We start from the raw sequence: 20,839 nt of genomic DNA on the forward strand, positions 1-20,839 counted from the left end.
CACGGAAGAGGGTCAGCGGCCGCGCAGGCCGCGGAGGGTCCGGACGGCGACCAGCAGCTCGGCCAGCTCCTGGCGGTCCCCCGACGAGAGGTCGGCGAGCTGGGCGGCGGCCCGGCGCTGGGTGGCGTCCCAGCCGTCGATCCAGCGGGCCACCAGCTCGGCGGCATCCGCGCCGGCGACCGCGCCCTCGACCACCTGCGCGGTGAGCGCGGCCTCCTCGGCGGCGAGGTCGTCCCGGAGCGTCGCGCGGGCCAGCGACGGCCAGCGCCGGTCCCGGGGCAGCGCGGTGACCAGCTCCCGCAGCGCCACGAGGCCGAGCCGCTCGGCCAGGCACTGCTGCACCCGGCCGGCCAGCTCGACGGAGGCGCCGGTCCGCTCGGCGACGACGGCGAGGTCCAGGGCGGCCGGCATCAGCGACGCGGCGGCGACCTCGGCCGCCTGCGCGGCGGGGACGCCGGCCGTCCGCAGCCGCCCGGTCCGCTCGGCGTAGGCGGCGGCCTCGGCGCCCAGCAGCCAGCCGGGCAGCCCCGCGCGCACCGCGGCGACGGGCGCGGTGAAGCGGGCGACCACCTCGCTGATGGGAACGGGCCGGTCGCCGGCCAGCTCGGGCCGCCGGAGCAGCCAGCGGGTCGCCCGCTCGGCCAGCCGGGTCGCCTCGGTGCGCAGCTCGATCTGGACGGCGGCGGGGACCCGGTTGTCCAGCGGACGGGCGGCGTCCCAGAGCCGGTCCACCTCGAACACGGTCCGGGCGACCGCGTGCGCCCGCACGACGCCGGCGAGCCCGACCCCGGTCTCCTCGGCCAGCCGGAACAGGCCGGTGACGCCCGCGATGTTGACCGACCGGTTCGTGAGGGCGGTGGCCACGATCTCCCGGCGCAGCGGATGGCCCGACACCGCGTCGGGGAAGCGCTCGCGCAGCGCGGTGGGGAAGTACCCGGTGAGCAGCGGGGCCAGCGCCGGGTCGTCGGGCAGCTCCGAGGCCAGGACGGCGTCCCCGGCCTCGAGCTTGGCGTAGGCGAGCAGCACCGACAGCTCGGGACCGGTGAGGGCCTGGCCGTCGCGGCGGCGCTCGGCGAGGGCGCGGTCGTCGGGCAGCGCCTCGACCTCGCGGACCAGCCGCCCGCTGCGCTCCAGCGAGCGGATGAACCGCTGACCGGCGTCCAGCAGGCTGCGGGCGGCGGCGACGTCACCGGCCAGCGCGGCGTTCTGCGCGTGGTTGTCGGTGAGGACGGCGACGGCGACCTCGTCGGTCATCCCCTGGAGCAGCGCGGCCCGGCGCTCGGGGTCCAGGCCGACGCCGTTGAGCGCGATCTTGATGTTGACCTCGTGGTCGGAGGTGTCCACGCCCGCGGAGTTGTCGATCGCGTCGGTGTTCACCCGCCCGCCGGCGAGGGCGTACTCGACGCGGCCGCGCTGGGTCAGCCCGAGGTTGCCGCCCTCGCCCACCACCCGCACCCGCAGCTCGCCGCCGTCGACCCGGACGGCGTCGTTGGCCTTGTCGCCGACGTCGAGGTGGCTCTCCGTCGCGGCCTTCACGTAGGTGCCGATGCCGCCGTTGAACAGCAGGTCGACCGGTGCGAGCAGGACGGCGCGGACCAGCTCGACGGGGGAGAGGCTCTCGGTGCCGGGGTCCAGCCCGAGCGCGGCGCGCATCGGCTCGCTCACCGGGATCACCTTCGCCGTCCGCGGCCACACGCCGCCGCCGGCGCTTATCAGCGTGGGGTCGTAGTCGGCCCACGAGGAGCGCGGCAGGTCGAACAGCCGGCGGCGCTCGGCGAACGAGGTCGCGGCGTCGGGCGTCGGGTCGACGAAGACGTGCCGGTGGTCGAAGGCGGCGACCAGCCGGATGTGCTCGGACAGCAGCATCCCGTTGCCGAACACGTCGCCGGACATGTCGCCCACGCCGACGACGGTGAACCCCTGGCTCTGCACGTCGACGCCGAGCTCCCGGAAGTGCCGGGTCACCGACTCCCAGGCCCCGCGGGCGGTGATGCCCATGGCCTTGTGGTCGTAGCCGACCGACCCGCCGGAGGCGAAGGCGTCACCCAGCCAGAAGCCGCGCTCCAGCGCGACCGAGTTGGCCAGGTCGGAGAAGGTCGCCGTCCCCTTGTCCGCGGCGACGACGAGGTAGCTGTCGTCGCCGTCGTGGCGGACCACGCGGTCGGGCGGCACGACCTCGCCGTCCTTCAGGTTGTCGGTGATCGACAGCAGCGCGCCGATGAACAGCCGGTAGCAGGCCTGCCCCTCGGCCAGCTGCGCCTCGCGCGAGGGGTCGGCCGGGGGCCGGCGGACGACGAACCCGCCCTTCGCCCCGGTCGGCACGATGACCGTGTTCTTCACCATCTGCGCCTTGACCAGGCCGAGGACCTCCGTGCGCAGGTCCTCGTGGCGGTCGGACCAGCGCAGCCCGCCCCGGGCGACCGCGCCGAAGCGCAGGTGCACGCCCATGACCCGGGGGGAGCTCACCCAGACCTCGCGTTCCGGCCGGGGCTGGGGGACGTCGGGCACCTCGGCCGGGTGCAGCTTGATCGCCAGCGGCGTGCCGGGGGAGGAGACGGCGTAGTAGGTGGTGCGCTGCGTCGCGAGGACGGCGGCGAGCAGCGAGGTCAGCAGCCGGTCGGCGTCCAGCGACTCGACCTCGCCGATCGCCTTCCGCAACGACCCGGCGAGGGCCTCCTGCCGCTCGGCCCGGCCGGCCGCGCGCCCGGGGGAGAACCGGGTCTCGAAGAGGGCCACCAGGCGGGCGACGACGTCGGGGTGGGCTGCCAGCGTGGCTTCCACGTAGGACTGGCCGAACGGCAGACCGGCCTGCCGCAGCCACTGCACGTAGGCCCGCACCACCGCGACCTGCCGCCAGTTGAGGCCCGCCAGGAGCACCAGCGCCCCGAGCCCGTCGTCCTCCGCCTCGTCCCGCCAGACGGCGAGGACGGCGTCGGTGAACCGCTCGGGCAGCGAGCCGGCGAAGGGCAGCTCACCGCCGGGCGCGGCCAGGCCGAAGTCGTAGATCCAGGCCGGGGGAGCGCCGATCCGGTCGATCTCGTAGGGCCGCTCGTCGACGACGTCCACGCCCATGTGCTGCAGCACCGGAAGGACGTCGGACAGCAGCAGCCGCTCGCCCACCCGGTAGACCGACAGCCGGGCCTCCCCGCCCTCCCGCGGCCGGCGCAGCAGCAGGCCCAGCTCGCCGGGGCCCAGGGTGTCCAGGCGGGCGAGGTCGTCGACGGCCGTGGCGGCGGAGAAGTCCTCCTGGTAGCCGGCCGGGAAGGCGTCGGCGACGCGGGCCAGGTACCGCTCGGCGTCGGCGCCGTGCCGGGCCTGCAGGGTGTCGGTGAGGTCGTCGGTCCAGCTGCGGGCGGCGGCGGCGAGCTCTGCCTGCAGCGCCGCGACGTCGGCGTCGGGCAGCACCGGCCGGCGGCCGCGGGCCACCGGCGGGCGGACGACGAAGTGCAGCCGCGCCAGCACCGACTCGGTGACGCGCGCGGTGTACTCGATGCTGCTGCCGCCCAGCCGCTCGAGCAGCAGCTGCTGCATCCGGGTGCGGACCTCGGTGGTGTACCGGTCGCGCGGGAGGTAGACCAGCGCCGACCAGAACCGGTTCTGCGGATCGCGGCGGAGGAACAGGCGGGTCTGCCGGCGCTCCTGCAGCTGCAGCACCCCGAGTGCGACCGGCAGCAGCTCGTCGGCGTCGACCTGGAGCAGCTCGTCGCGGGGGTGGGCCTCCAGCAGGTCCACCAGCTCCTTGCCGGTGTGGCTGTCCTCCGGGACACCGGTGCGGGCGACCACCTGGGCCACCCGGCGGCGCACCACCGGGACGTCGCGCACGCTGCTCGCGTACGCCGCGGTCGACCAGAGCCCGGCCAGCCGGTGCTGGCGGGGCGTGCCGTCGTCGTCGGGCAGGGTGACGGCGACGAGGTCGAGCCAGGCGCGCCGGTGCACGGTGGCCCGGACGTCGGCCTTCGTGACGGTCAGCAGCGCACCGTCGGCCGCGCGGAACTCCGGGGGCGCGGAGCCCGCGGCGGGGTCGCTGCGCAGCATGCCCAGGCCGGTGCCGGGGACGGCGTGGGCGGTGCGGGCACGGCCGGTGGGCGGCTCGACGTCGCGCGCGCCGAGGAACACGAAGTGCCCCTCGGCCAGCCAGCGCAGCAGGGCGGCGGTCTCGGCGGGGTCGTGCGCCGGGTCGGTGTCCTCGTCGTCGCCCACGGCGGGGAGCCGGTCGAGCCGGTCGGCCAGCGCGAGCGCGCGCCGGCGCATCCGGTCGGCGTCCTCGTCGACGGCGCGGACGTCGGCGAGCACCGTGCGGAGCCCGTCGACGAGGTCCTCGCGCGCCTCGTCGTCCAGCGGGCCGTCGAGGACGACGGCCATCCAGGACTCCGCCACGGCGTCGGGGCCGCACTCAGCGGGGTCGGCGCTGTCGCAGAAGGCGCCGATCCGCCCGGCGACGTCGCGGCGGACGACCAGCACGGGGTGGACGACGTGCTCGAGCCGGAAGCCCTGGCGGACCACCTCGGCGGTGACGGAGTCCACGAGGTAGGGCATGTCGTCGGTGACGACGAGGACGATCGAGCGGCTGATCGTCGACCCGCCGGGGCCGGTGCCGTGGCGGCGGGTGATCTCGACCGTGGCCGAGCCGCGCGGGCGGACGGCGGCGATCCGCAGGTGCTCGAGCGCGAGGGCGGCGAGCTCGGCCGGGTGCTGCCGGACGACCTCGGCCGCCGGCTCGCTCCAGTAATAGCGGCGGAACAGGCCGGGGAGGTCCGCGGCGGTGCAGCCCGCCGGCAGGGACGGATCGGACGGGGACTGCTCGGCGGCGGCCTGCAGCAGCTTGCGCTTCTCGTCGCGGGCGGCCTCGAAGGCGGCCAACTCGGTGGGCGCGGAGCCGTCGGGGGAGGGCTGCTCGGGGGAGGGACCGGCCTCGGCGACGCTGCCGGTGCTGCGTGCCATGCGCCGACGCTAGCCCCGCCGCCGCCCCCCGGCCCGACGGGACGCGCTCAGTCCCGGTCGAAGACCAGGTCGAAGACCCAGCTCACGAGCGCCAGGATGAAACCGCCGACGAGCGCCGCCCAGAAGTCCTCGACGGTCAGCCGCGTCGTCAGCAGGGCGGTCAACCCCAGCATCGCGGCGTTGAGCACGAAGTAGAACAAGCCGAGGGTGAGCAGCAGGAACGGCAGCGACAGCAGGGTCAGGATCGGCTTCGCCACCGCGTTCACGACCGCGAAGATCAGACCCACCCACAGGAACGTGCCGGTGATGCCCAGCGTCGCGTCCTCGTTGCCGACGACGTCGATGCCGGGGACGTTCTCGGCGACGAAGTAGAAGGCCGCCGCGAGGGCGACCACTTTGAGCGCGAACCTGATCACGGCGGGCACGCTAGCGGGGCCGGTGTCCGCGATCGGGGACCTAGTGCCGTCTAGAGAGTTCTAGGGTCGCGGCTAGAGGACCTCAGACGACGCTCGAGTCCCGCTGGTCCCGGGCGACACGCAGTAGCTCGTTCTACGGATGTCTACGGCGGCCGCTAGAGACCGCCATACGGTGCTCGACGTGGATCCCGTCCGGAACCCCTATGCCCCCGGCGCCGGCCAGCGCCCGCCCGAGCTCGCCGGGCGGGACGACGAGCTGTCCGCGTTCGACGTCGTGCTGGAACGCATCGCCCGCGGCCGGCCGGAGCGGTCCCTCGTGCTCACCGGGCTCCGCGGCGTCGGCAAGACCGTCCTGCTCAACCAGCTGCGCTCCGCGGCGATCGGCCGCGGCTGGGGGACCGGGAAGATCGAGGCCCGTCCCGACCAGTCGCTGCGCCGTCCGGTCTCCTCGGCCCTGCACATGGCGCTGCGCGAGCTCCGCCACCCGGACCAGGAGTCGATGGACGCCGTCCTCGCCACCGTGAAGGCGTTCGCCCAGCGCGCGGTCAGCAGCGACGCCAAGGTGCGCGACCGCTGGCAGCCGGGGATCGACGTCCCGGCGGCGACCGGGCGGGCCGACTCCGGGGACATGGAGATCGACCTGGTCGAGCTGCTGAGCGACGCCGCGGGGCTCGCCGCCGACGTCGGGAAGGGTATCGCCCTGTTCATCGACGAGATGCAGGACGTCCAGGCACCCGACGTCTCGGCCATCTGCGCGGCCTGCCACGAGCTGAGCCAGCAGGGGGCGCCGCTGATCGTGGTCGGCGCGGGCCTGCCGCACCTCCCCGCGGTCCTGAGCGCCTCCAAGAGCTACTCGGAGCGGCTGTTCCGCTACCTGCGCATCGACCGGCTGGACCGCGCGGCCGCCGACCGGGCCCTGCTGGCGCCGGCCGAGCGCGAGGAGGTCACCTTCGAGCCCGCCGCGCTCGACGCCCTCTACGCCGCCGCCGACGGCTACCCCTACTTCGTGCAGGCCTACGGCAAGGTCACCTGGGACGTCGCCGGCGCCTCGCCGATCAGCGCCGCCGACGTCGCCGTGGCCGCGCCGGTCGCCGAGGCCGAGCTCGCCGTCGGCTTCTTCGGCTCGCGCTACGACCGGGCCACCCCCGCCGAGCGGGAGTACATGCACGCGATGGCCGAGCTGGGCGGTCCGCAGGGCAACGCCGTCGCGACGTCCGAGGTCGCCGTCTCCCTGGGCCGCAAGCCCGCGTCGCTCTCCCCGGCGCGCGACTCGCTGATCAAGAAGGGCTTGGTCTACTCCGCCGAACGCGGGCAGATCGCCTTCACCGTCCCGCACTTCGGCCGCTACCTGCTCAGCCACCCCGACTGAGGGTTGGCCGCCGAGGGGCCCGGGCAGGGAGCCCCGCGTGCCGGTGTGGATCGAGGCGGGCCTGTGGGGCCTGCTGGGCGGGGCCGCCCTCGTCCTCGGGGCCCTCGTCGCCTGGTTCGTGCGCGTGCCCCAGCCGGTCATCGCCTCCGTCATGGCCTTCGGCTCCGGCGTCCTCATCTCCGCGGTGGCCTTCGACCTCGTCGCGGAGGCGGCGGACATCGGGGGCCTCGTGCCCACCGCGATCGGGTTCCTCGGCGGTGCGCTGGCCTACGTGGGCGCCAACGCCGTCCTCGCCCGGCGCGGCGCCCGCCACCGCAAGCGGTCCGGCGGGCAGCCCTCGGAGGACGAGCAGGCCGGCAGCGGCGCCGCGATCGCGGTGGGCGCGCTGCTGGACGGGGTGCCGGAGAGCGTCGTCCTCGGGCTGGGCCTGATCGGCGGTGGGGGAGTGAGCCTCTCGGTCCTCGCGGCGGTGTTCATCTCCAACGTGCCCGAGGGGCTGTCCAGCGCGGCCGGGATGAAGCGCAGCGGCCGCTCGGCCCGCTACGTGTTCGGCATCTGGGGCGGCATCGCGGTGGTCAGCGCGCTGGCCGCGCTCTTCGGCTACCTGGTGCTGGGGGACGCCGCCCCGGAGATCATCGCCGTCATCACCGCCGTCGCGGCGGGCGCGATCCTCACCATGGTCGCCGACACGATGATCCCGGAGGCCTTCGAGGAGACCCGCACGTGGACGGGCCTCATCACCACCGTCGGCTTCCTCGTCGCCTTCGCGATCGAGCAGGCCGGCTGATCCGGGTCAGCGGGCTCCCGCGCGGGTCCGCAGGGCCAGGACGGCGACGTCGTCCTCGGCGCCGTCGACCAGCATCTCGGTCAGCAGCCGGTCGCAGAACTCCTCGAGCGGGCGGTCGCCGAACCGGACCAGCAGCTCGCGGACCTGGTCGCGGCCGTCGTCCAGCGGGATCCCGCGGCGCTCGAACAGGCCGTCGGTGAACAGCAGCACCGTGGCGTCGTCGGGCAGGTCCGTGGCGCCGTCGGCCCGCGGCCCCCGCCAGCCGATGCCCAGCGGCGGCCCGATCGGCGCGGTGAGGTCGGTGACCCGGCCGTCGGCCCGGCGCAGCATCGGCTCGGGGTGGCCGGCCGACGACCAGCGCAGGGTGCGGCCGCCGGCTCCGTCGTGCTCGACCCGGCAGACCAGCGCGGTCGCCATGGTGGGCACCGCCAGCCCCACCAGGGCGTGGTCCACCCGGCGCAGCACTCCGGCCGGCTCCTCGAGCCGGTCGAAGGCGATGCCGCGGACCAGGGTCTTCACCTGGCCCATGGCCGCCGCGGCCTCGATGTCGTGCCCCATGACGTCGCCGATGACCAGGACCATGTCGCCGTCGGGCTGCAGGATGCTGTCGTACCAGTCACCGCCGATGGAGACCCCGCGGGTCGCCGCGCGGTAGCGGACCGCGGTCTCCAGGTGCGGCTGCTGCACCGGCGGGGAGAGCAGGGAGAGCTGGAGCCGCTCGGCGACCTGCTGGTTGGCCGCCGCCAGCCGGGCGTTGTCCAGCGCCAGTGCCGCGCGCCGGGAGGCGATCTCGGCGGTGCGCAGCTCGACGTCGGTGTGCGGCCCCCGCTCCGGACCGTTGACCAGCGTGATGGCACCGAACTGCTCGCCGCGGGCCAGCAGCGGGAAGGTGGCCACGGCAGCGGGCTGCAGCGGCTCCAGTGCCTCCCGCGCAGCCTCGTTGGCGACCATCTGCTCGATGTGCGCGCTGGTGAGCTGCGGGATGACCACCGGCCGGCCGCTGCGCAGCGCCGTCGGCACGGGCGCGGCCGGTCGGTTGCTGCCCACCCGTGCGTCCGCGTAGCGGTGCATCGCCTCGACCATGGCCGGATCGCGGTGCGCCCGGCCGACGTCCCGCCGGGTGCCGTCCGGGTCGACGACGCTCACCAGGCACCAGTCGGCCAGCAGGGGGACGACGAGGCGGGCGAAGCGGGCCACGGCCTCGTCGTTGTCCAGCGTCGACGTCATCGCCTGGCTGATGTCGCCGAGCAGCATGAGGTGCCGGCCGGCGAGCTCGGCGGCGCCGGCCGCGTCGGCGGCGCGCAGGGCGGCGTCCTCACGGGCGGCGACCGCGGCGGTCCGCTCCTCCTCGGCGCGCCGGCGGGCGGTGACGTCGTCGTAGGTGACCACCAGGCCCGCGTCGGTGAGGAAGGCGTCGGCCTGGAACCACGTCGCCAACGGCTCGAACCACGCCTCCGTGCGGCCGGACTCCCCGGTCCTGCGCACCGACGTGTAGAGCTTCTGGAACGGGCTGCCGACGGCCTCGGGGAACTCGTCCCAGATGCCCATGCCGAGGAGGTCGCCGACCGTGCGGCCGAGCACCTTGGCCCCCGCCGGGTTGATGTAGCTGAAGCGCCAGTTGTCGTCGAGGACGAACATCGGGCGGTCCATGCCCTCCACGGCCTGCTCCAGCAGGCCACCCGGAGGCGGCTGCGGCCGGTCGGTGATCACGACGATCACTCTGCCTCATCCGGACCGCCACGCCCGACTCCCGGGAGCGGACACCACCCCGACGGGCCCCACACGGTTGAGGCACCGCACCCCTGGGCACCTTGAGGACATCCGAGAAAACGGACACAAGTGACGGGGGAAGGACATGAGTCGACTGGCGTGGCCCCTGCGGCCGCTGCCGGACGGCCGGGGCGAGATGTGGCGATGGGACCTGCGGTCCCTCGCGGAGCTGCCGGCAGTGCGAGCCGCGCTGCGCGCCCGGTTGGACGAGGTCGGCTTCCCCCGCGACCCCGACGACCCGGTCGCCGACCAGATGATCCTCGCCTTCGACGAGCTCGCGTCCAATGCCCTGCGCCACGGCGACAGGCCGGTGGTCGGGACCGTCATCGCCGGCAGCGGCGGCTGGATCCTCGACATCAGCGACCGCGCGCGGGACACCATGCCCTCACCCGCGGTGGGCCGTGACCCGAGCCGGGGCGGCATGGGCCTGCACCTGGTGGCGCGGCTGTCGGTCGCCCACGGCTGGTACGTCGACGGTCTGAGCAAGCACGTGTGGGCCTGCCTGCCCACCACGGTCGAGTACCAGGAGCCGGTCCACTCCTGAGGGGCACGGCCCCGGCGCGAGTGGGGCCCGGAGGGTCCCGCGAGGGGACGGCAGGTGGGGCTCGACGCAGCCGGGGAACGGCTCGTGGCCGCGGTGCCGGGCCGAGTGGGGCCCGGAGGGTCCCGCGAGGGGACGGCAGGTGGGGCTCGACGCAGCCGGGGAACGGCTCGTGGCCGCGGTGCCGGGCCGAGTGGGGCCCGGAGGGTCCCGCGAGGGGACGGCAGATGGGGCTCGACGCAGCCGGGGAACGGCTCGTGGCCGTGTTGCCGGGCCGAGTGGGGCCCGGAGGGTCCCGCGAGGGGACGGCAGGTGGGGCTCGACGCAGCCGGGGAACGGCTCGTGGCCGCGGTGTCGTCCGGAGGACGACGGATCGCACAGCAGGATGCGCCCGGGGCGGCGGAGCGCGGGTGGCCCGGCGCCGCCCCGGGGCAGCTCGTCGGCACGGCGGGGGTCACCCGCGAGTGCGCGATGGGTGGTGCGGAGAGGTCAGGGGATGACCAGGGACAGGTTGCCCTTGCCGTAGCCGGGGACCTCGACCTGCAGGTCGAGCCGGTTGAAGGCGGCGAGCATGCCGGCGATGTCACCGTCGATGTCGTCGCCGGGGGCGAAGAGCTTGTGCAGCTTGGAGTGCGGCGCACCCGGCACGTTGAACAGCGCCGAGACGACGTTCACGACCTCGTAGAGCGCCTCGGTCAGCATCGACGACAGCTCGCCGTCCTCCTCGACCGCGTCCTGGACGCCGCCGGGGGGGAGCATCGCCAGCGCGCCGGCGGTCCAGGCCGACAGGGCCAGGTCCATGACGCACAGCGCGTTGACGTTGAGCTGCGGATCGACGTACACGGCGACCGACACGGGGGAGCGCTCGGTCGGGGTGACCGGTGCGCCGGGGGCCACGGCCACCGGCTTGCCGACCAGGCCCGAGAGCATGTCCTTGGCGTCCTTGCTGGTGGGCAGGACCCGGGTGTCGGCGCTCATGCGATCACCCCGTCCAGGTGCTCGGTGAAGGTGTCGGCGGTGAAGGGCTTGGCGATGAGGAACAGCGCGCCGGCGTTGGCCGCCTTGTCCCGCATCTCCGCCGAGCCCTCGGAGGTGACGAAGCCGAAGGGGACGGTCGAACCGGAGTTGCGCAGCGCCTCGAGGCACTCGATGCCGGTCATGTTGGGCATGTTCCAGTCCGACAGGACCAGGTCCGGCTTCTCCGACGAGACCTTGGCCAGCGCGTCGGCGCCGTCCTCGGCCTCGACGATGTCGTGGTCGTCGTAACCGGCCTGGCGCAGGGTCCGGATGACGATCTGCCGCATCACACGGCTGTCGTCGGCGATCAGGATCTTCACGGGGTGACTCCGTTCTCGTGCGTGGGTGATCAGGGGGTGGTGCTGTGCGGGGGCAGGGCCGGGAGCGCGCCCTGGACCGAGATGACGATCGGCTCGCCGCGCCAGAGCACGTCGATCCGGCAGACGTCGGCGGGGTTGCGGATCTCCGGTGCGGTGCCCACCGACGGCAGGCTGAGGGCCGAGTGGCCCGGGAGCACGGCCTTGACGCTGCCGCCGACGACGTTGGCGATCTCGCCGAAGGCGTCGACGACGTCCTCCTCCTCGAGCACCTCGGGGGCGCTCTCGCGGAGCAGGGCCCGGGACAGGTCCTCGGCGGTCCGCCGGCTGGTGGTGAGGACGACGCTGCCGGTCCACGGGCCGACGACGTCGACCCAGCTGGACACGACGTCCGCGGGCAGCTCACCCGGGATCGGGACCAGCACCTCGTCCTCACCGACGAGGGAGATCCAGGCCTCCTCGGTGATCGACAGGACCGTCGGCCCGTCGATCAGCTCGTCGATGACCGGGCGGGCGCCGATGTCGGTCGTCGTCACAGGGCAACCTCCTGGGGGAGAAGGCCGAGCAGCGCCAGCTTGTCGCGGATGGCATCGGCCGTGAACGGCTTGATCACGTACTCGTGCGCGCCGGCGGCCAGCGCTCGCACGATCTGGGTGTGCTCGCTCTCCGAGGTGACCATCATCATGGTCATCGAGCGCCAGGCCGGGTTGGCCCGCACGGCCGAGACGAACTGCAGTCCGTCCATGACCGGCATGTTCCAGTCGATGGTGGCCAGGTCGGGGACCCAGCCCTCGTTCAGGACGTCGAGGGCCTCCCCACCGTGGCCGGCGTCCCGGACCTCGTAGCCGAAGCCGGTCAGGATGCTGCTGACGATCCGGCGCATGGCGCGCGAGTCGTCGATCACCAGAGCACGCATGGTGTGTCAGGCCCCCTTCAGCGGGCGGTAGGCAGAGCTGCGGCCGAGGACGACCCGCTCCCAGTCGTTGTCGACGCCGAGAGTGGTCTCGGCGGCACCGAGGAACAGCCAGCCGTCCGGCTTCATGAGGGCGCGGACCCGGCGGAGGATCGCCTGCTTGGTGGGCAGGTCGAAGTAGATGAGGACGTTGCGCAGGTAGACCACGTCGAACGGGCCCATCCGCGGCAGCGGGGCGGCGAGGTTGCACTCGCTGGCGGTCACCATGCGGCGGAGCGTGGAGTTGACCTCCCACTCGCTCCCGGCGCGGGAGAAGTGGCGGACCAGCATCGCCGCCGGGAGGCCGCGGTTGACCTCCAGCTGGCTGAACCGGCCGGCGCGGGTCCGCTCGACCATCTCGCGGGAGAGGTCGGTGGCCGTGATCGACACCCGGCCCGCCGCGTTGGGCATCGCGTCCTCGAGGAGCATCGCGATCGTGTACGGCTCCTGCCCCGAGGAGCAGGCCGCCGACCAGATCTGCAGCCGCTCGTTGGGGCCACGCGCGCTCAGCAGCGAGGGCAGGACGGTCGTGGTCAGCGTGGTGAACGGGTCGCCGTCGCGGAACCAGGACGTCTCGTTGGTGGTGAGCGCCTCGACGATGCGCCGGGTGTCCTCCGGGTTCGGCCGGGTGCGGACGTTGTCGACCAGCTGGCCGACGTCGGCGAGCCCCTTCTGACGGGCGATCGGCAGGAGCCGGGCCTCGACCAGGTACTCCTTGCCCGGCGCCAGCACGATCGCGCTCTCCCGGTGCACCACCTGGCGCACCCAGTCGAAGCTCGTGGCGGTCAGGGTCATCGGACTCCTCCAGTGGCCAGCGCGGAGAACCGGCTGGGTGCGGTGCTGATGCTGGGACCGGTCAGCCGCCGCACGATGGTCTCGGCGATGCGGTCCAGCGGGAGGATTTCGTCGGCGAGGCCCGCCGAGGCGATGGCGCCCGGCATGCCCCAGACCACCGAGGTGGCCTGGTCCTGGACGACGACGGTGCCGCCGGCCTCGCGGATGCGGGCGGCGCCGAGCTTGCCGTCGGAGCCCATCCCGGTCAGGACGACCGCGAGGACGGCGCCCTTGTGCGCGTCCACGGCGGAACGGAACAGCGGGTCGACGGCCGGCCGGCAGAAGTTCTCCGGCGGGCCCTGGGTCAGCATCGTGGCGTTGCCGCGGGCGCTCGTCCGGATCGTGAGGTGGTGGTCGCCGGGGGCGAGGTGGACGGTGCCCGGCGACAGCTGCGTGCCGTCGACGGCCTCGACCACGCGCAGGGCGGACAACCGGTCCAGTCGCTGGGCGAACTGCCGGGTGAAGACCGGCGGCATGTGCTGGACCAGGAGCACCGGCACCGGCAGCGAGGCCGGCAGCGCGGGCAGGACCTTGGCGAGGGCCTCGGGGCCGCCGGTGGAGGAGCCGATGACCAGGATCGCCGGCTTCTCGACGGGGGTGGTCCGCGGCGCGGCCGGGCGGACCGGGGCGAGGGACGCGCTGGCGCGCACGGGGCCCGCGGAGACGAGGCGGCCGGTGAGCGCCTTGATCTTGGGGATCAGCTGCTCGCGGACGCTCTCCATCGACTGCGCCACGCTGCCCACGTTGGCGGGCTTGGTGACGTAGTCGTTCGCGCCGGCCGAGAGGGCGTCGAGGGTGGCCGACGCGCCGCGCTCGGTGAGCGTGCTGAACATGATGATCGGGACCCGGCTGCGCAGGGCCCGGATGGCCTTGACCGCCTCGATGCCGTTCATCTCCGGCATCTCGATGTCCATGGTGACCAGGTCCGGCTTGAGCTGCTCGACCTTGCCGACCGCGAGCTTGCCGTTGACGGCGGTGCCGACGACCTCGATGCCGGGGTCCTGGGAGAGCACGTCGGTCACGATCTTGCGGACGACTATCGAATCGTCGACCACCAGCACCCGGATCGGGTTCATCCGTCCTCCTGCTCCTGTCGGACAGCCGACGGGGGCTGCTAGTCGTGTATCGGCACCGGTTGTGGCCGGTTGAAGTTCGGCCGGGCGCAACCGGTTCCGCGCCTCGCGGCGGACCCGGGTGCCTCAGGCGTCACAGGAGTTGTCGGCCGCCACAAACGTCACCTGAAGTGCTGCGGCGGACTCGTTACGCAATCCGCGATGACTGCTCGCGGGAATGGCCGTTTCGCCATTTGTCGACCCGGCGGGACGGTCAGTGCGGCGGCTCCGGTCGCCGCTGACCAGGCCATTCCGCTCCTGCTACGGGGACTGTGCGCCCAGAGACCGTTCGGTCACCGGAACGGGCACCCAGCGCACACCGCTCGTGTCAGGACGCTCAGTCGGCGAGGAGCTCCGGCGACGGCGCGAACGGCGTGATGCAGAACGGGTGGCCGGCCGGGTCGAGCAGCACCCGCCACCGCGGGTCCGGCTGCGGGTCGGCCAACCGGGCGCCGAGGGCCAGGGCCCGCTCGGTGGGCCCGTCCAGCGCGTCGCCGGCGGTGAGGTCCAGGTGGACGACGGAGGCGCCGGGCCAGACCGGCGGGCGGTAGGCCTCGACCCGCTGAGGGATCAGCAGCAGCCCGGGCACCCGCACGCCGACGCTGTTCTCGCGCCGCCACAGCACCCGCCCACCGAGCAGCCGCAGGTAGAAGTCGGCCAGCTCGTCCGGGTCGGCGCAGTCCAGCGACACCCCGACGACCCGCACGTCGGCGGGCTCGACCTCGTCCACGGCCGGCACGCCAGCTCGCCGGAGCCGTCGGGGAACCGGGTCAGGCGGTGGTGACGCGCTCCCAGGGAGCGAGCAGGACCGACAGCGCGCTGGTGTCGAGCATGTCGCCCATCGTCAGGCCCTGGACCACCCCGGCGACGGCGTTCCAGACGCCCTGCGCGCCGTCACGACCGTCGAAGCCGCCGTCGGCGAACGCCTGCACCGCGAGCAGCTGCGCGCCGGCGAGCACCCGCAGGCGGCCGGACACGTGCGCGGCCCACGAGGCCTCGTGCATCGCCTTGGCCCACGGACGGCGCTCCAGCCGGCTCTCGTCGACGGCCTGGCGCCAGCGGGCCCGCGCGGCGTCGTCCTGGTCGCCGATCGCGGTCAGGAACGCGCGGACCTCGACCTCGGCGGGCCCCAGGTCCGGCTCGACGGGCGGGATCAGCCCGGTCGCCATCGCCAGCGCCAGCGGACCGGTCAGCTGCCGGCGGACCAGCGGGGGCAGCACGTCGGCGGCGAAGGAGCCGATGACGGCGTCGCCGAGCACGTCGGCGGCCGCTGCGAGCACGTCCTCGTCGAGGTGCGCGGCAGCGGGGTGCTCGGGCCCGAGGACGTCGTCCCGGAGGACCCGCTCCACGGCGGCGGCGTCCCCGATCAGCCCGCGCTCGAGCTGCTCGACCAGGACGGCGGCGCGGTCGGAGGTGCCGGCCGAGCGCAGGCTCGGCACGGCGGCGGCCATCTCCCGCGCCCGGCGGGCCCGGACCGCGAGGACGGCCCGCTCCTCCCGGTCACGGCCGGCCGACGGGTGGACGGCGGCGATGCCCTCGAGGGTGGCGGCGTCCGCGGTGAGTCCCGTCAGCAGGACGTCGGCGACCTGGCGCCCCAGCGGGAGGCGGACCAGGTCGAAGCCGAGAGTGGCGGCACTGACCAGCGAGTACGGCACGACAGCGCCTCCGGGAGCCGGGACAAGGGCAGGACCCATGCTGACCGGCATCGTCCCCGGGCGCCATGCGGCCCTCACTCGTCCGTTGGAGACCGTCGCCCTCGTCGTCGCGTGTCCCGGGTGGATCTGTTAGGGCGCGATCGCGCAGAGTGACGAGATCGGGGCCCGGAAACGACCCGGCCCCCTGCTCCACCCAGGATCGGGTCGAGCAGGGGGCCGGGTCGGGTCGCGCAGGGCCTCAGGGGCTGACGGCCTTGTGCACGTCGAGGGCCAACAGGAGCTGACCGTCGAGCTTGAACGCGCCCCGGATCAGGTCCCGGGCGTTGCCGTCGAGGGTGTCCGGCGGCGCCTCGAAGTCCGCCGGGTCGACGTCGACGACGTCGGCGATCGCGTCCACGAGCAGGCTGACGGCCTCGCCGTGCAGGCGCACGACGATGACGACGGCGTCGGTGTCCTCCGGCCGCGGCGGGCGCCCCAGGCGCTCGCGCAGCTCGATCGCCGTCACGACCTGACCCCGCAGGTTGATCAGGCCGGCGACGGCGGCGGGGGCCAGCGGCACCCGGGTCAGGCTCTGGCTGCGCAGGACCTCCTGCACGTGCGCCACCTCGACGCCGTACAGGTCGCCGTCGAGCCAGAAGGTGGCCAGCTGACCACCGATGACCGGCGCGGCGACGGCGTCGGTGGGGCGGGTGTCGGTCGGGGCACTCACGTCAGACCTCCATCAGGGACGAGGAGACGCCCTCGGGCGTCGAGAAGCCGGAACCGGTGCTGTAGAACGCCGGGTCGGCGGCGAGGATGGCCGCGCGGACGTCGAGCAGCTCGGTCACCTTGTCGCCGAGGACGGCGGAGCCGAGCAGGCCCATGTCCTCGATGTCGCTGCGGATGGCGTCCTCGCCGTCGACGATGTCGAGGATCTCCTCGACCACGATGGCCACGCTGCGGCCGTGGTCGCTGTAGACGATGACCTCGAGGACCTCGCGGTCGGTCTCGCCGTAGGCACCCAGGTGCCGGTCGAGCCGGACGATCGGGAGGATCGCGCCGCGGTACTGCACGACCTCGCGGTTGCCGACCCGCTCGACGTTCTCGGTGCGGACCTGCTCGAGCCGGGTGACGGTGTCGAGCGGGATCGCGACCCGCCGGCCCCCGCCGATGGCGGCCAGCAGCATCCGCTCGCGCTTGGACTCGCTGTCGGCCGCGGCCACGGCGGCGGCCACGCGGGCCTCCTGCCGCTCGGCGCTCTCGGTGCGCAGGGCCCGCCGGGCCAGCGCCTGGACGTCGAGGATGAGCGCGACCGTCCCGTCGCCGAGGACCGTGGCGCCGGAGTAGAGGCCGATCGACTTCAGCTGGCCGCCGACGGCCTTGACGACGATCTCCTCGGTGTTGATGACGCGGTCGACGACGAGGCCGAAGCGCCGGCCCTCGGAGCGCAGCACCGCGATGACCACGTGGCCGTCGTGCCGCTCGGAGGTGATGCCGAGGACGTCGGTGAGCCGGACGAGGGGGAGGAGCTCCCCGCGCAGCCGGTAGACCTGAGCGCCGCCGACCTCCTCGACCGCGTTGACGGCCTTCTCGGCGTCCAGCGAGACGAGCTCCTGGAGGCTGATCTGCGGGATGGCGTAGCGGTCGGTGGCGCACTCGACGGTGAGCGCGGGCACGATCGCCAGGGTCAGCGGGATGCGCAGCCGGCAGACGGTGCCGGTGCCGGCCACCGACTCGACCTCGATGGTGCCGCCGATGGCCTCGATGTTGGTCTTGACGACGTCCATGCCGACGCCGCGGCCGGACACGTTGGTGACGGCGGCAGCGGTCGAGAAGCCCGGCAGGAAGATCATCTGCAGGACGTCGGCGGCGGTCATCCGGGCCAGCTGGGCCTCGGTCACCAGGCCACGCTCGACGGCCTTGGCGCCGATCCGCGCCGGGTCGATGCCGGCGCCGTCGTCGGCGACCTCGACGACGACCTGGCCGCTCTCGTGCTTGGCGCGCAGGGTGAGCACGCCCTCGGCCGGCTTCCCGGACGCCTTGCGCTTGTCCGGCGACTCGATGCCGTGGTCGACGGAGTTGCGGACCAGGTGGGTCAGCGGGTCCTTGACGGCCTCGAGCAGGGTCTTGTCGAGCTCGGTGTCCTTGCCCTCCATCTCCAGGCGGACGCTCTTGCCGCACTGGATGCCGAGGTCGCGGACGACGCGCGGCAGCTTGGACCAGATGTGGTCGATCGGCTGCATGCGCGTCTTCATGACGCCCTCCTGCAGCTCGCTGGCGATGAGGTTGAGCCGCTGGGAGGCGCGGACCAGGTCGGTGTCGTTGGACCGGCCGACGTACTGGACGATCTGGTTGCGGGTCAGCACGAGCTCCCCGACGAGCAGCATGAGCTCGTCGAGCAGGTCGACGTCCACGCGGATGGTGCTGTCGGCGACGGCGCGCCGCGCCTGGCCGCCTTCGGCGGCGGGGGCGTGCTCCGGCTCGGCGGCCTCGGCGACGGGCGCGTCGACGACGGGGACCTCCACGGCAGGGACCTCCAGGACAGGGGCCGCGGCGACCGCCGCGGCGATGGGCTCGGCGACGGGCTCGGTGGGGGCCGGGGCGGCGGCGGGCTTCGCGGCCGGGGCCTTGCGGGTCCGCTTGGCGGCGGGCGCGGCGGGCGCCGGGGAAGCGGCCACGGCGGCCGGCTCCGCGGCGGGCGCGGCGGCAGCAGGCGCCTCGGCGGCAGGCGCCTCGGCCGGGCGGTCCTCCATCGCGGCGCCGATGGCCGCGACGACGTCGGAGACGTCGACGGTGCCCTCGCCGCCGGTGGCCTCGATCGAGGTCAGCAGGGAGCGGACGGTGTCGACCATGCGCAGCAGGACGCTGGTCCGCGCGGGGGTCAGGTCGAGGGCGCCGTCCCGCAGCCGGGAGAGCATGTTCTCCCCGATGTGCGTGACCTCCTCCAGGCGGTTGAACGCCAGGAAGCCGCTGGTGCCCTTGATCGTGTGGATCGTCCGGAAGATGCTCGAGAGCCGCTCCCGCGAGTTGGGCTCCTGCTCGAGGGCGACCAGGTCGGTGTCCAGCTGGTCCAGGTTCTCGTGGCTCTCGACGAGGAACTCCTCGACGATGTCGTCCAGACCGTCCACCGGTGCCTTCTCTCTGCTCTGCGTCGGGCCCGTGGAGGGCCCGTGGGTTCTGTCGGCACGCGGCCGCGCTACTCAAGGCGAGTGCGGGCTCCCGGCGCGGAAACGTAGGGATCCGCCGCGGTCCTCATCGGCACCCCGGCGGCGTGTCGGAACCGGTCCAGCCACAAATGTCGGTGACCGCCGCACCGGCGTCGACACGGCGACCGGCGGCCGCCCCCGCGGGGCCGGACGACGGCGGCGGGTCGGGCCTGGGAGATTGACCGGTGTGACCCTGCCGCGTGCCGCGCTGACCGAGCGGATGCAGCCCTTCGCCACCACGGTGTTCGCCGAGATGTCGGCGCTGGCCGTGCGGACCGGCGCGATCAACCTCGGCCAGGGCTTCCCCGACACCGACGGTCCGGCCTCGCTGCTGGAGGACGCCGTCGGCGCCATCCGCGGCGGGGCGAACCAGTACCCGCCCGGGCCCGGGGTGCTCGAGCTGCGCGAGGCCGTGGCCGCCCACCAGGCGCGCTTCCGCGGCATGACCGTGGACCCCGCCGACGTGCTGGTGACCGTGGGCGCCACGGAGGCGATCGCCGCCGCGGTGCTCGCGCTGACCACCCCCGGGGACGAGGTGGTCACCTTCGAGCCGTACTACGACAGCTACGCGGCCACGGTGGCGCTCGCCGGAGCGACCCGGCGCACCGTCGTCCTGCGCTCACCGGACTTCGCCGTCGACGAGGCGGCGCTGCGGGCGGCGTTCACCGACCGCACGCGCGTCGTGCTGCTCAACACCCCGCACAACCCGACCGGCAAGGTGTTCACCCGCGCCGAGCTCGAGCTCGTGGCGCGGCTGGCGGTGGAGCACGACGCGGTGGTGGTCGCCGACGAGGTCTACGAGCACATGACCTACGGCGTCCCGCACGTGCCGATCGCGACGCTGCCGGGTATGGCCGAGCGGACGCTGACGATCTCCTCGGCCGGCAAGACGTTCTCGGTGACCGGCTGGAAGGTCGGCTGGGTGCACGGCCCGACCGAGCTCGTGGCCGCCGTCCGGGCGGTGAAGCAGTTCCTCACGTTCGTCGGCAGCGGGCCGTTCCAGCCCGCCGTCGCCAGGGCGCTGGCGCTGCCGGACGAGTACTTCGACGGCCTGCGCGCCGACCTCGCCCGCAAGCGGGACCTCCTCGTGGCGGGTCTGGAGGCCGCCGGCTTCGCGACCAACCGGCCCGACGGCACCTACTTCGTCACCGCCGACGCCGCACCGCTGGGCTACACCGACGCGATGGCGCTGTGCTGGGACCTGCCGGAGCTGGCCGGGGTGGTCGGGGTGCCTGTGCGGGTGTTCCACGACGACCAGGACGCCGCGCCGTCGCTGGTCCGCTTCGCCTTCTGCAAGCAGGACGCCGTCCTCACCGAGGCCGCCGAGCGGCTGGCCGCGCTCGGCGCCCGCCTCGCGCACTGACAACCGCGGGCAACAGTGCAGTTCTGCACGGTGCAGAACTGCACTATTGCCCGTCGTCGGTAGCTGGAACTGCCCGTCGTCAGTAGGTGAAGCGGCCGACCGTGGTGCGCAGGTCGGCGGCCATCCGGGACAGCTCATCGACCGCGGTGCGGGTCTGCGTCAGCGCCTGGGTGGTGGAGTCGGCCGCGGAGGAGACGCCGGTGATGTTGTCGGCGATCTGACCCGAGCCCTGCGCCGCCTCCTGCACCGAGCGGGCCATCTCGTTCGTCGTGGCGGTCTGCTCCTCGACCGCGCTGGCGATGGTCGTCTGCCGGTCGGAGATCTGGGCGACGATCGAGGAGATCTCCGCGATCGCGGCCACCGCCGCCGTGGTGTCGCCCTGGATCGACTGGACCCGGCGGGCGATGTCCTCGGTCGCCTTCGCCGTCTCCTGCGCCAACTCCTTCACCTCGTTGGCCACGACCGCGAAGCCCTTGCCCGCCTCACCGGCGCGGGCGGCCTCGATGGTCGCGTTCAGCGCGAGCAGGTTGGTCTGCTCCGCGATCGAGGTGATGACCTTGACGACGTTGCCGATCTCGGC

General features: G+C 74.0%; 18 protein-coding genes. 4 read left to right on the forward strand and 14 right to left on the reverse strand.

The window, feature by feature from the left end; translation table 11 throughout:
* Window positions 1-12: 12 nt before the first annotated feature.
* Together N555_RS0124940 and N555_RS0124945 are read right to left on the reverse strand one after the other, a co-directional pair.
* A complete protein-coding gene (locus tag N555_RS0124940) occupies window positions 13-4,941 on the reverse strand; it encodes an NAD-glutamate dehydrogenase (RefSeq protein WP_081866476.1) in 4,929 nt (1,642 codons plus the stop codon).
* 47 nt (window positions 4,942-4,988) lie between these two features.
* Window positions 4,989-5,357, reverse strand: a complete 369-nt coding sequence (locus N555_RS0124945; RefSeq protein WP_029434209.1) for a phage holin family protein — start codon at window positions 5,355-5,357, stop codon at window positions 4,989-4,991.
* A 181-nt stretch (window positions 5,358-5,538) separates the two neighbouring features.
* Here N555_RS0124945 and N555_RS0124950 point away from each other — a divergent pair, with 181 nt between their 5' ends.
* Together N555_RS0124950 and N555_RS0124955 are read left to right on the forward strand one after the other, a co-directional pair.
* Window positions 5,539-6,726 (forward strand): ATP-binding protein, encoded by a 1,188-nt coding sequence (locus N555_RS0124950; protein WP_029434210.1) that lies wholly within the window; start codon window positions 5,539-5,541, stop codon window positions 6,724-6,726.
* Window positions 6,727-6,763: 37 nt separating this feature from the next.
* Window positions 6,764-7,513 (forward strand): ZIP family metal transporter, encoded by a 750-nt coding sequence (locus N555_RS0124955; RefSeq protein WP_029434211.1) that lies wholly within the window; start codon window positions 6,764-6,766, stop codon window positions 7,511-7,513.
* 6 nt (window positions 7,514-7,519) lie between these two features.
* On the opposite strand, the gene N555_RS0124960 is transcribed toward N555_RS0124955, so the two are convergent.
* Window positions 7,520-9,232 (reverse strand): SpoIIE family protein phosphatase, encoded by a 1,713-nt coding sequence (locus tag N555_RS0124960; RefSeq protein ID WP_081866477.1) that lies wholly within the window; start codon window positions 9,230-9,232, stop codon window positions 7,520-7,522.
* 136 nt (window positions 9,233-9,368) lie between these two features.
* Between N555_RS0124960 and N555_RS0124965 the strand changes: the two genes are divergently transcribed.
* Entirely contained in the window at window positions 9,369-9,827 is a 459-nt protein-coding gene (locus N555_RS0124965; RefSeq protein ID WP_034512422.1) for an ATP-binding protein, read from the forward strand.
* Window positions 9,828-10,313: 486 nt separating this feature from the next.
* Here the strand turns inward: N555_RS0124965 and N555_RS0124970 are convergent, their stop codons facing one another.
* The 10 genes from N555_RS0124970 to N555_RS0125015 all read right to left on the reverse strand — a co-directional run bounded on the left by N555_RS0124970 (window position 10,314) and on the right by N555_RS0125015 (window position 18,818).
* Complete coding sequence (locus N555_RS0124970; protein ID WP_029434214.1) at window positions 10,314-10,802, reverse strand: hypothetical protein; 489 nt, start codon at window positions 10,800-10,802, stop codon at window positions 10,314-10,316.
* Entirely contained in the window at window positions 10,799-11,161 is a 363-nt protein-coding gene (locus tag N555_RS0124975; RefSeq protein WP_029434215.1) for a response regulator, read from the reverse strand. Before N555_RS0124975 ends, N555_RS0124970 begins: the two co-directional genes overlap by 4 nt.
* A gap of 29 nt (window positions 11,162-11,190) precedes the next feature.
* Entirely contained in the window at window positions 11,191-11,694 is a 504-nt protein-coding gene (locus N555_RS0124980) for a chemotaxis protein CheX (protein ID WP_029434216.1), read from the reverse strand.
* On the reverse strand, window positions 11,691-12,074 hold the full coding sequence (locus N555_RS0124985; protein WP_029434217.1) for a response regulator: 384 nt from the start codon (window positions 12,072-12,074) through the stop codon (window positions 11,691-11,693). The genes N555_RS0124980 and N555_RS0124985 overlap by 4 nt, the downstream gene beginning before the upstream one ends.
* Before the next feature lie 6 nt (window positions 12,075-12,080).
* On the reverse strand, window positions 12,081-12,905 hold the full coding sequence (locus tag N555_RS0124990) for a CheR family methyltransferase (protein ID WP_029434218.1): 825 nt from the start codon (window positions 12,903-12,905) through the stop codon (window positions 12,081-12,083).
* Complete coding sequence (locus N555_RS0124995; RefSeq protein ID WP_029434219.1) at window positions 12,902-14,020, reverse strand: protein-glutamate methylesterase/protein-glutamine glutaminase; 1,119 nt, start codon at window positions 14,018-14,020, stop codon at window positions 12,902-12,904. The genes N555_RS0124990 and N555_RS0124995 overlap by 4 nt, the downstream gene beginning before the upstream one ends.
* Before the next feature lie 373 nt (window positions 14,021-14,393).
* A complete protein-coding gene (locus N555_RS0125000) occupies window positions 14,394-14,786 on the reverse strand; it encodes a VOC family protein (protein ID WP_029434220.1) in 393 nt (130 codons plus the stop codon).
* A gap of 40 nt (window positions 14,787-14,826) precedes the next feature.
* Window positions 14,827-15,711, reverse strand: coding sequence for a hypothetical protein (locus N555_RS0125005; RefSeq protein WP_029434221.1), 885 nt, complete (start codon window positions 15,709-15,711; stop codon window positions 14,827-14,829).
* Window positions 15,712-15,949: 238 nt separating this feature from the next.
* Window positions 15,950-16,420: a chemotaxis protein CheW gene (locus tag N555_RS0125010; RefSeq protein WP_197029151.1), complete on the reverse strand. Its 471-nt coding sequence runs from the start codon at window positions 16,418-16,420 to the stop codon at window positions 15,950-15,952.
* 1 nt (window position 16,421) lies between these two features.
* Complete coding sequence (locus N555_RS0125015) at window positions 16,422-18,818, reverse strand: chemotaxis protein CheA (RefSeq protein ID WP_029434223.1); 2,397 nt, start codon at window positions 18,816-18,818, stop codon at window positions 16,422-16,424.
* A 265-nt stretch (window positions 18,819-19,083) separates the two neighbouring features.
* Here N555_RS0125015 and N555_RS0125020 point away from each other — a divergent pair, with 265 nt between their 5' ends.
* Window positions 19,084-20,259, forward strand: a complete 1,176-nt coding sequence (locus N555_RS0125020) for a pyridoxal phosphate-dependent aminotransferase (protein WP_231503163.1) — start codon at window positions 19,084-19,086, stop codon at window positions 20,257-20,259.
* A gap of 79 nt (window positions 20,260-20,338) precedes the next feature.
* On the opposite strand, the gene N555_RS0125025 is transcribed toward N555_RS0125020, so the two are convergent.
* A partial coding sequence (locus N555_RS0125025) for a methyl-accepting chemotaxis protein (protein WP_034512634.1) occupies window positions 20,339-20,839 on the reverse strand: 501 nt, incomplete at its 5' end.

The sequence above is a fragment of the Blastococcus sp. URHD0036 genome (genome assembly GCF_000701365.1).
GTDB lineage: Bacteria > Actinomycetota > Actinomycetes > Mycobacteriales > Geodermatophilaceae > Trujillonella.

Excerpts from the sequence above, each read along its gene's own strand:
- N555_RS0124940 (WP_081866476.1), bottom strand. The coding sequence starts at position 4,941 with ATGGCACGCAGCACCGGCAGCGTCGCCGAGGCCGGTCCCTCCCCCGAG.
- N555_RS0124965 (WP_034512422.1), top strand. The coding sequence starts at position 9,369 with ATGAGTCGACTGGCGTGGCCCCTGCGGCCGCTGCCGGACGGCCGGGGC.
- N555_RS0124970 (WP_029434214.1), bottom strand. The coding sequence starts at position 10,802 with ATGAGCGCCGACACCCGGGTCCTGCCCACCAGCAAGGACGCCAAGGAC.
- N555_RS0124985 (WP_029434217.1), bottom strand. The coding sequence starts at position 12,074 with ATGCGTGCTCTGGTGATCGACGACTCGCGCGCCATGCGCCGGATCGTC.
- N555_RS0124990 (WP_029434218.1), bottom strand. The coding sequence starts at position 12,905 with ATGACCCTGACCGCCACGAGCTTCGACTGGGTGCGCCAGGTGGTGCAC.
- N555_RS0124995 (WP_029434219.1), bottom strand. The coding sequence starts at position 14,020 with ATGAACCCGATCCGGGTGCTGGTGGTCGACGATTCGATAGTCGTCCGC.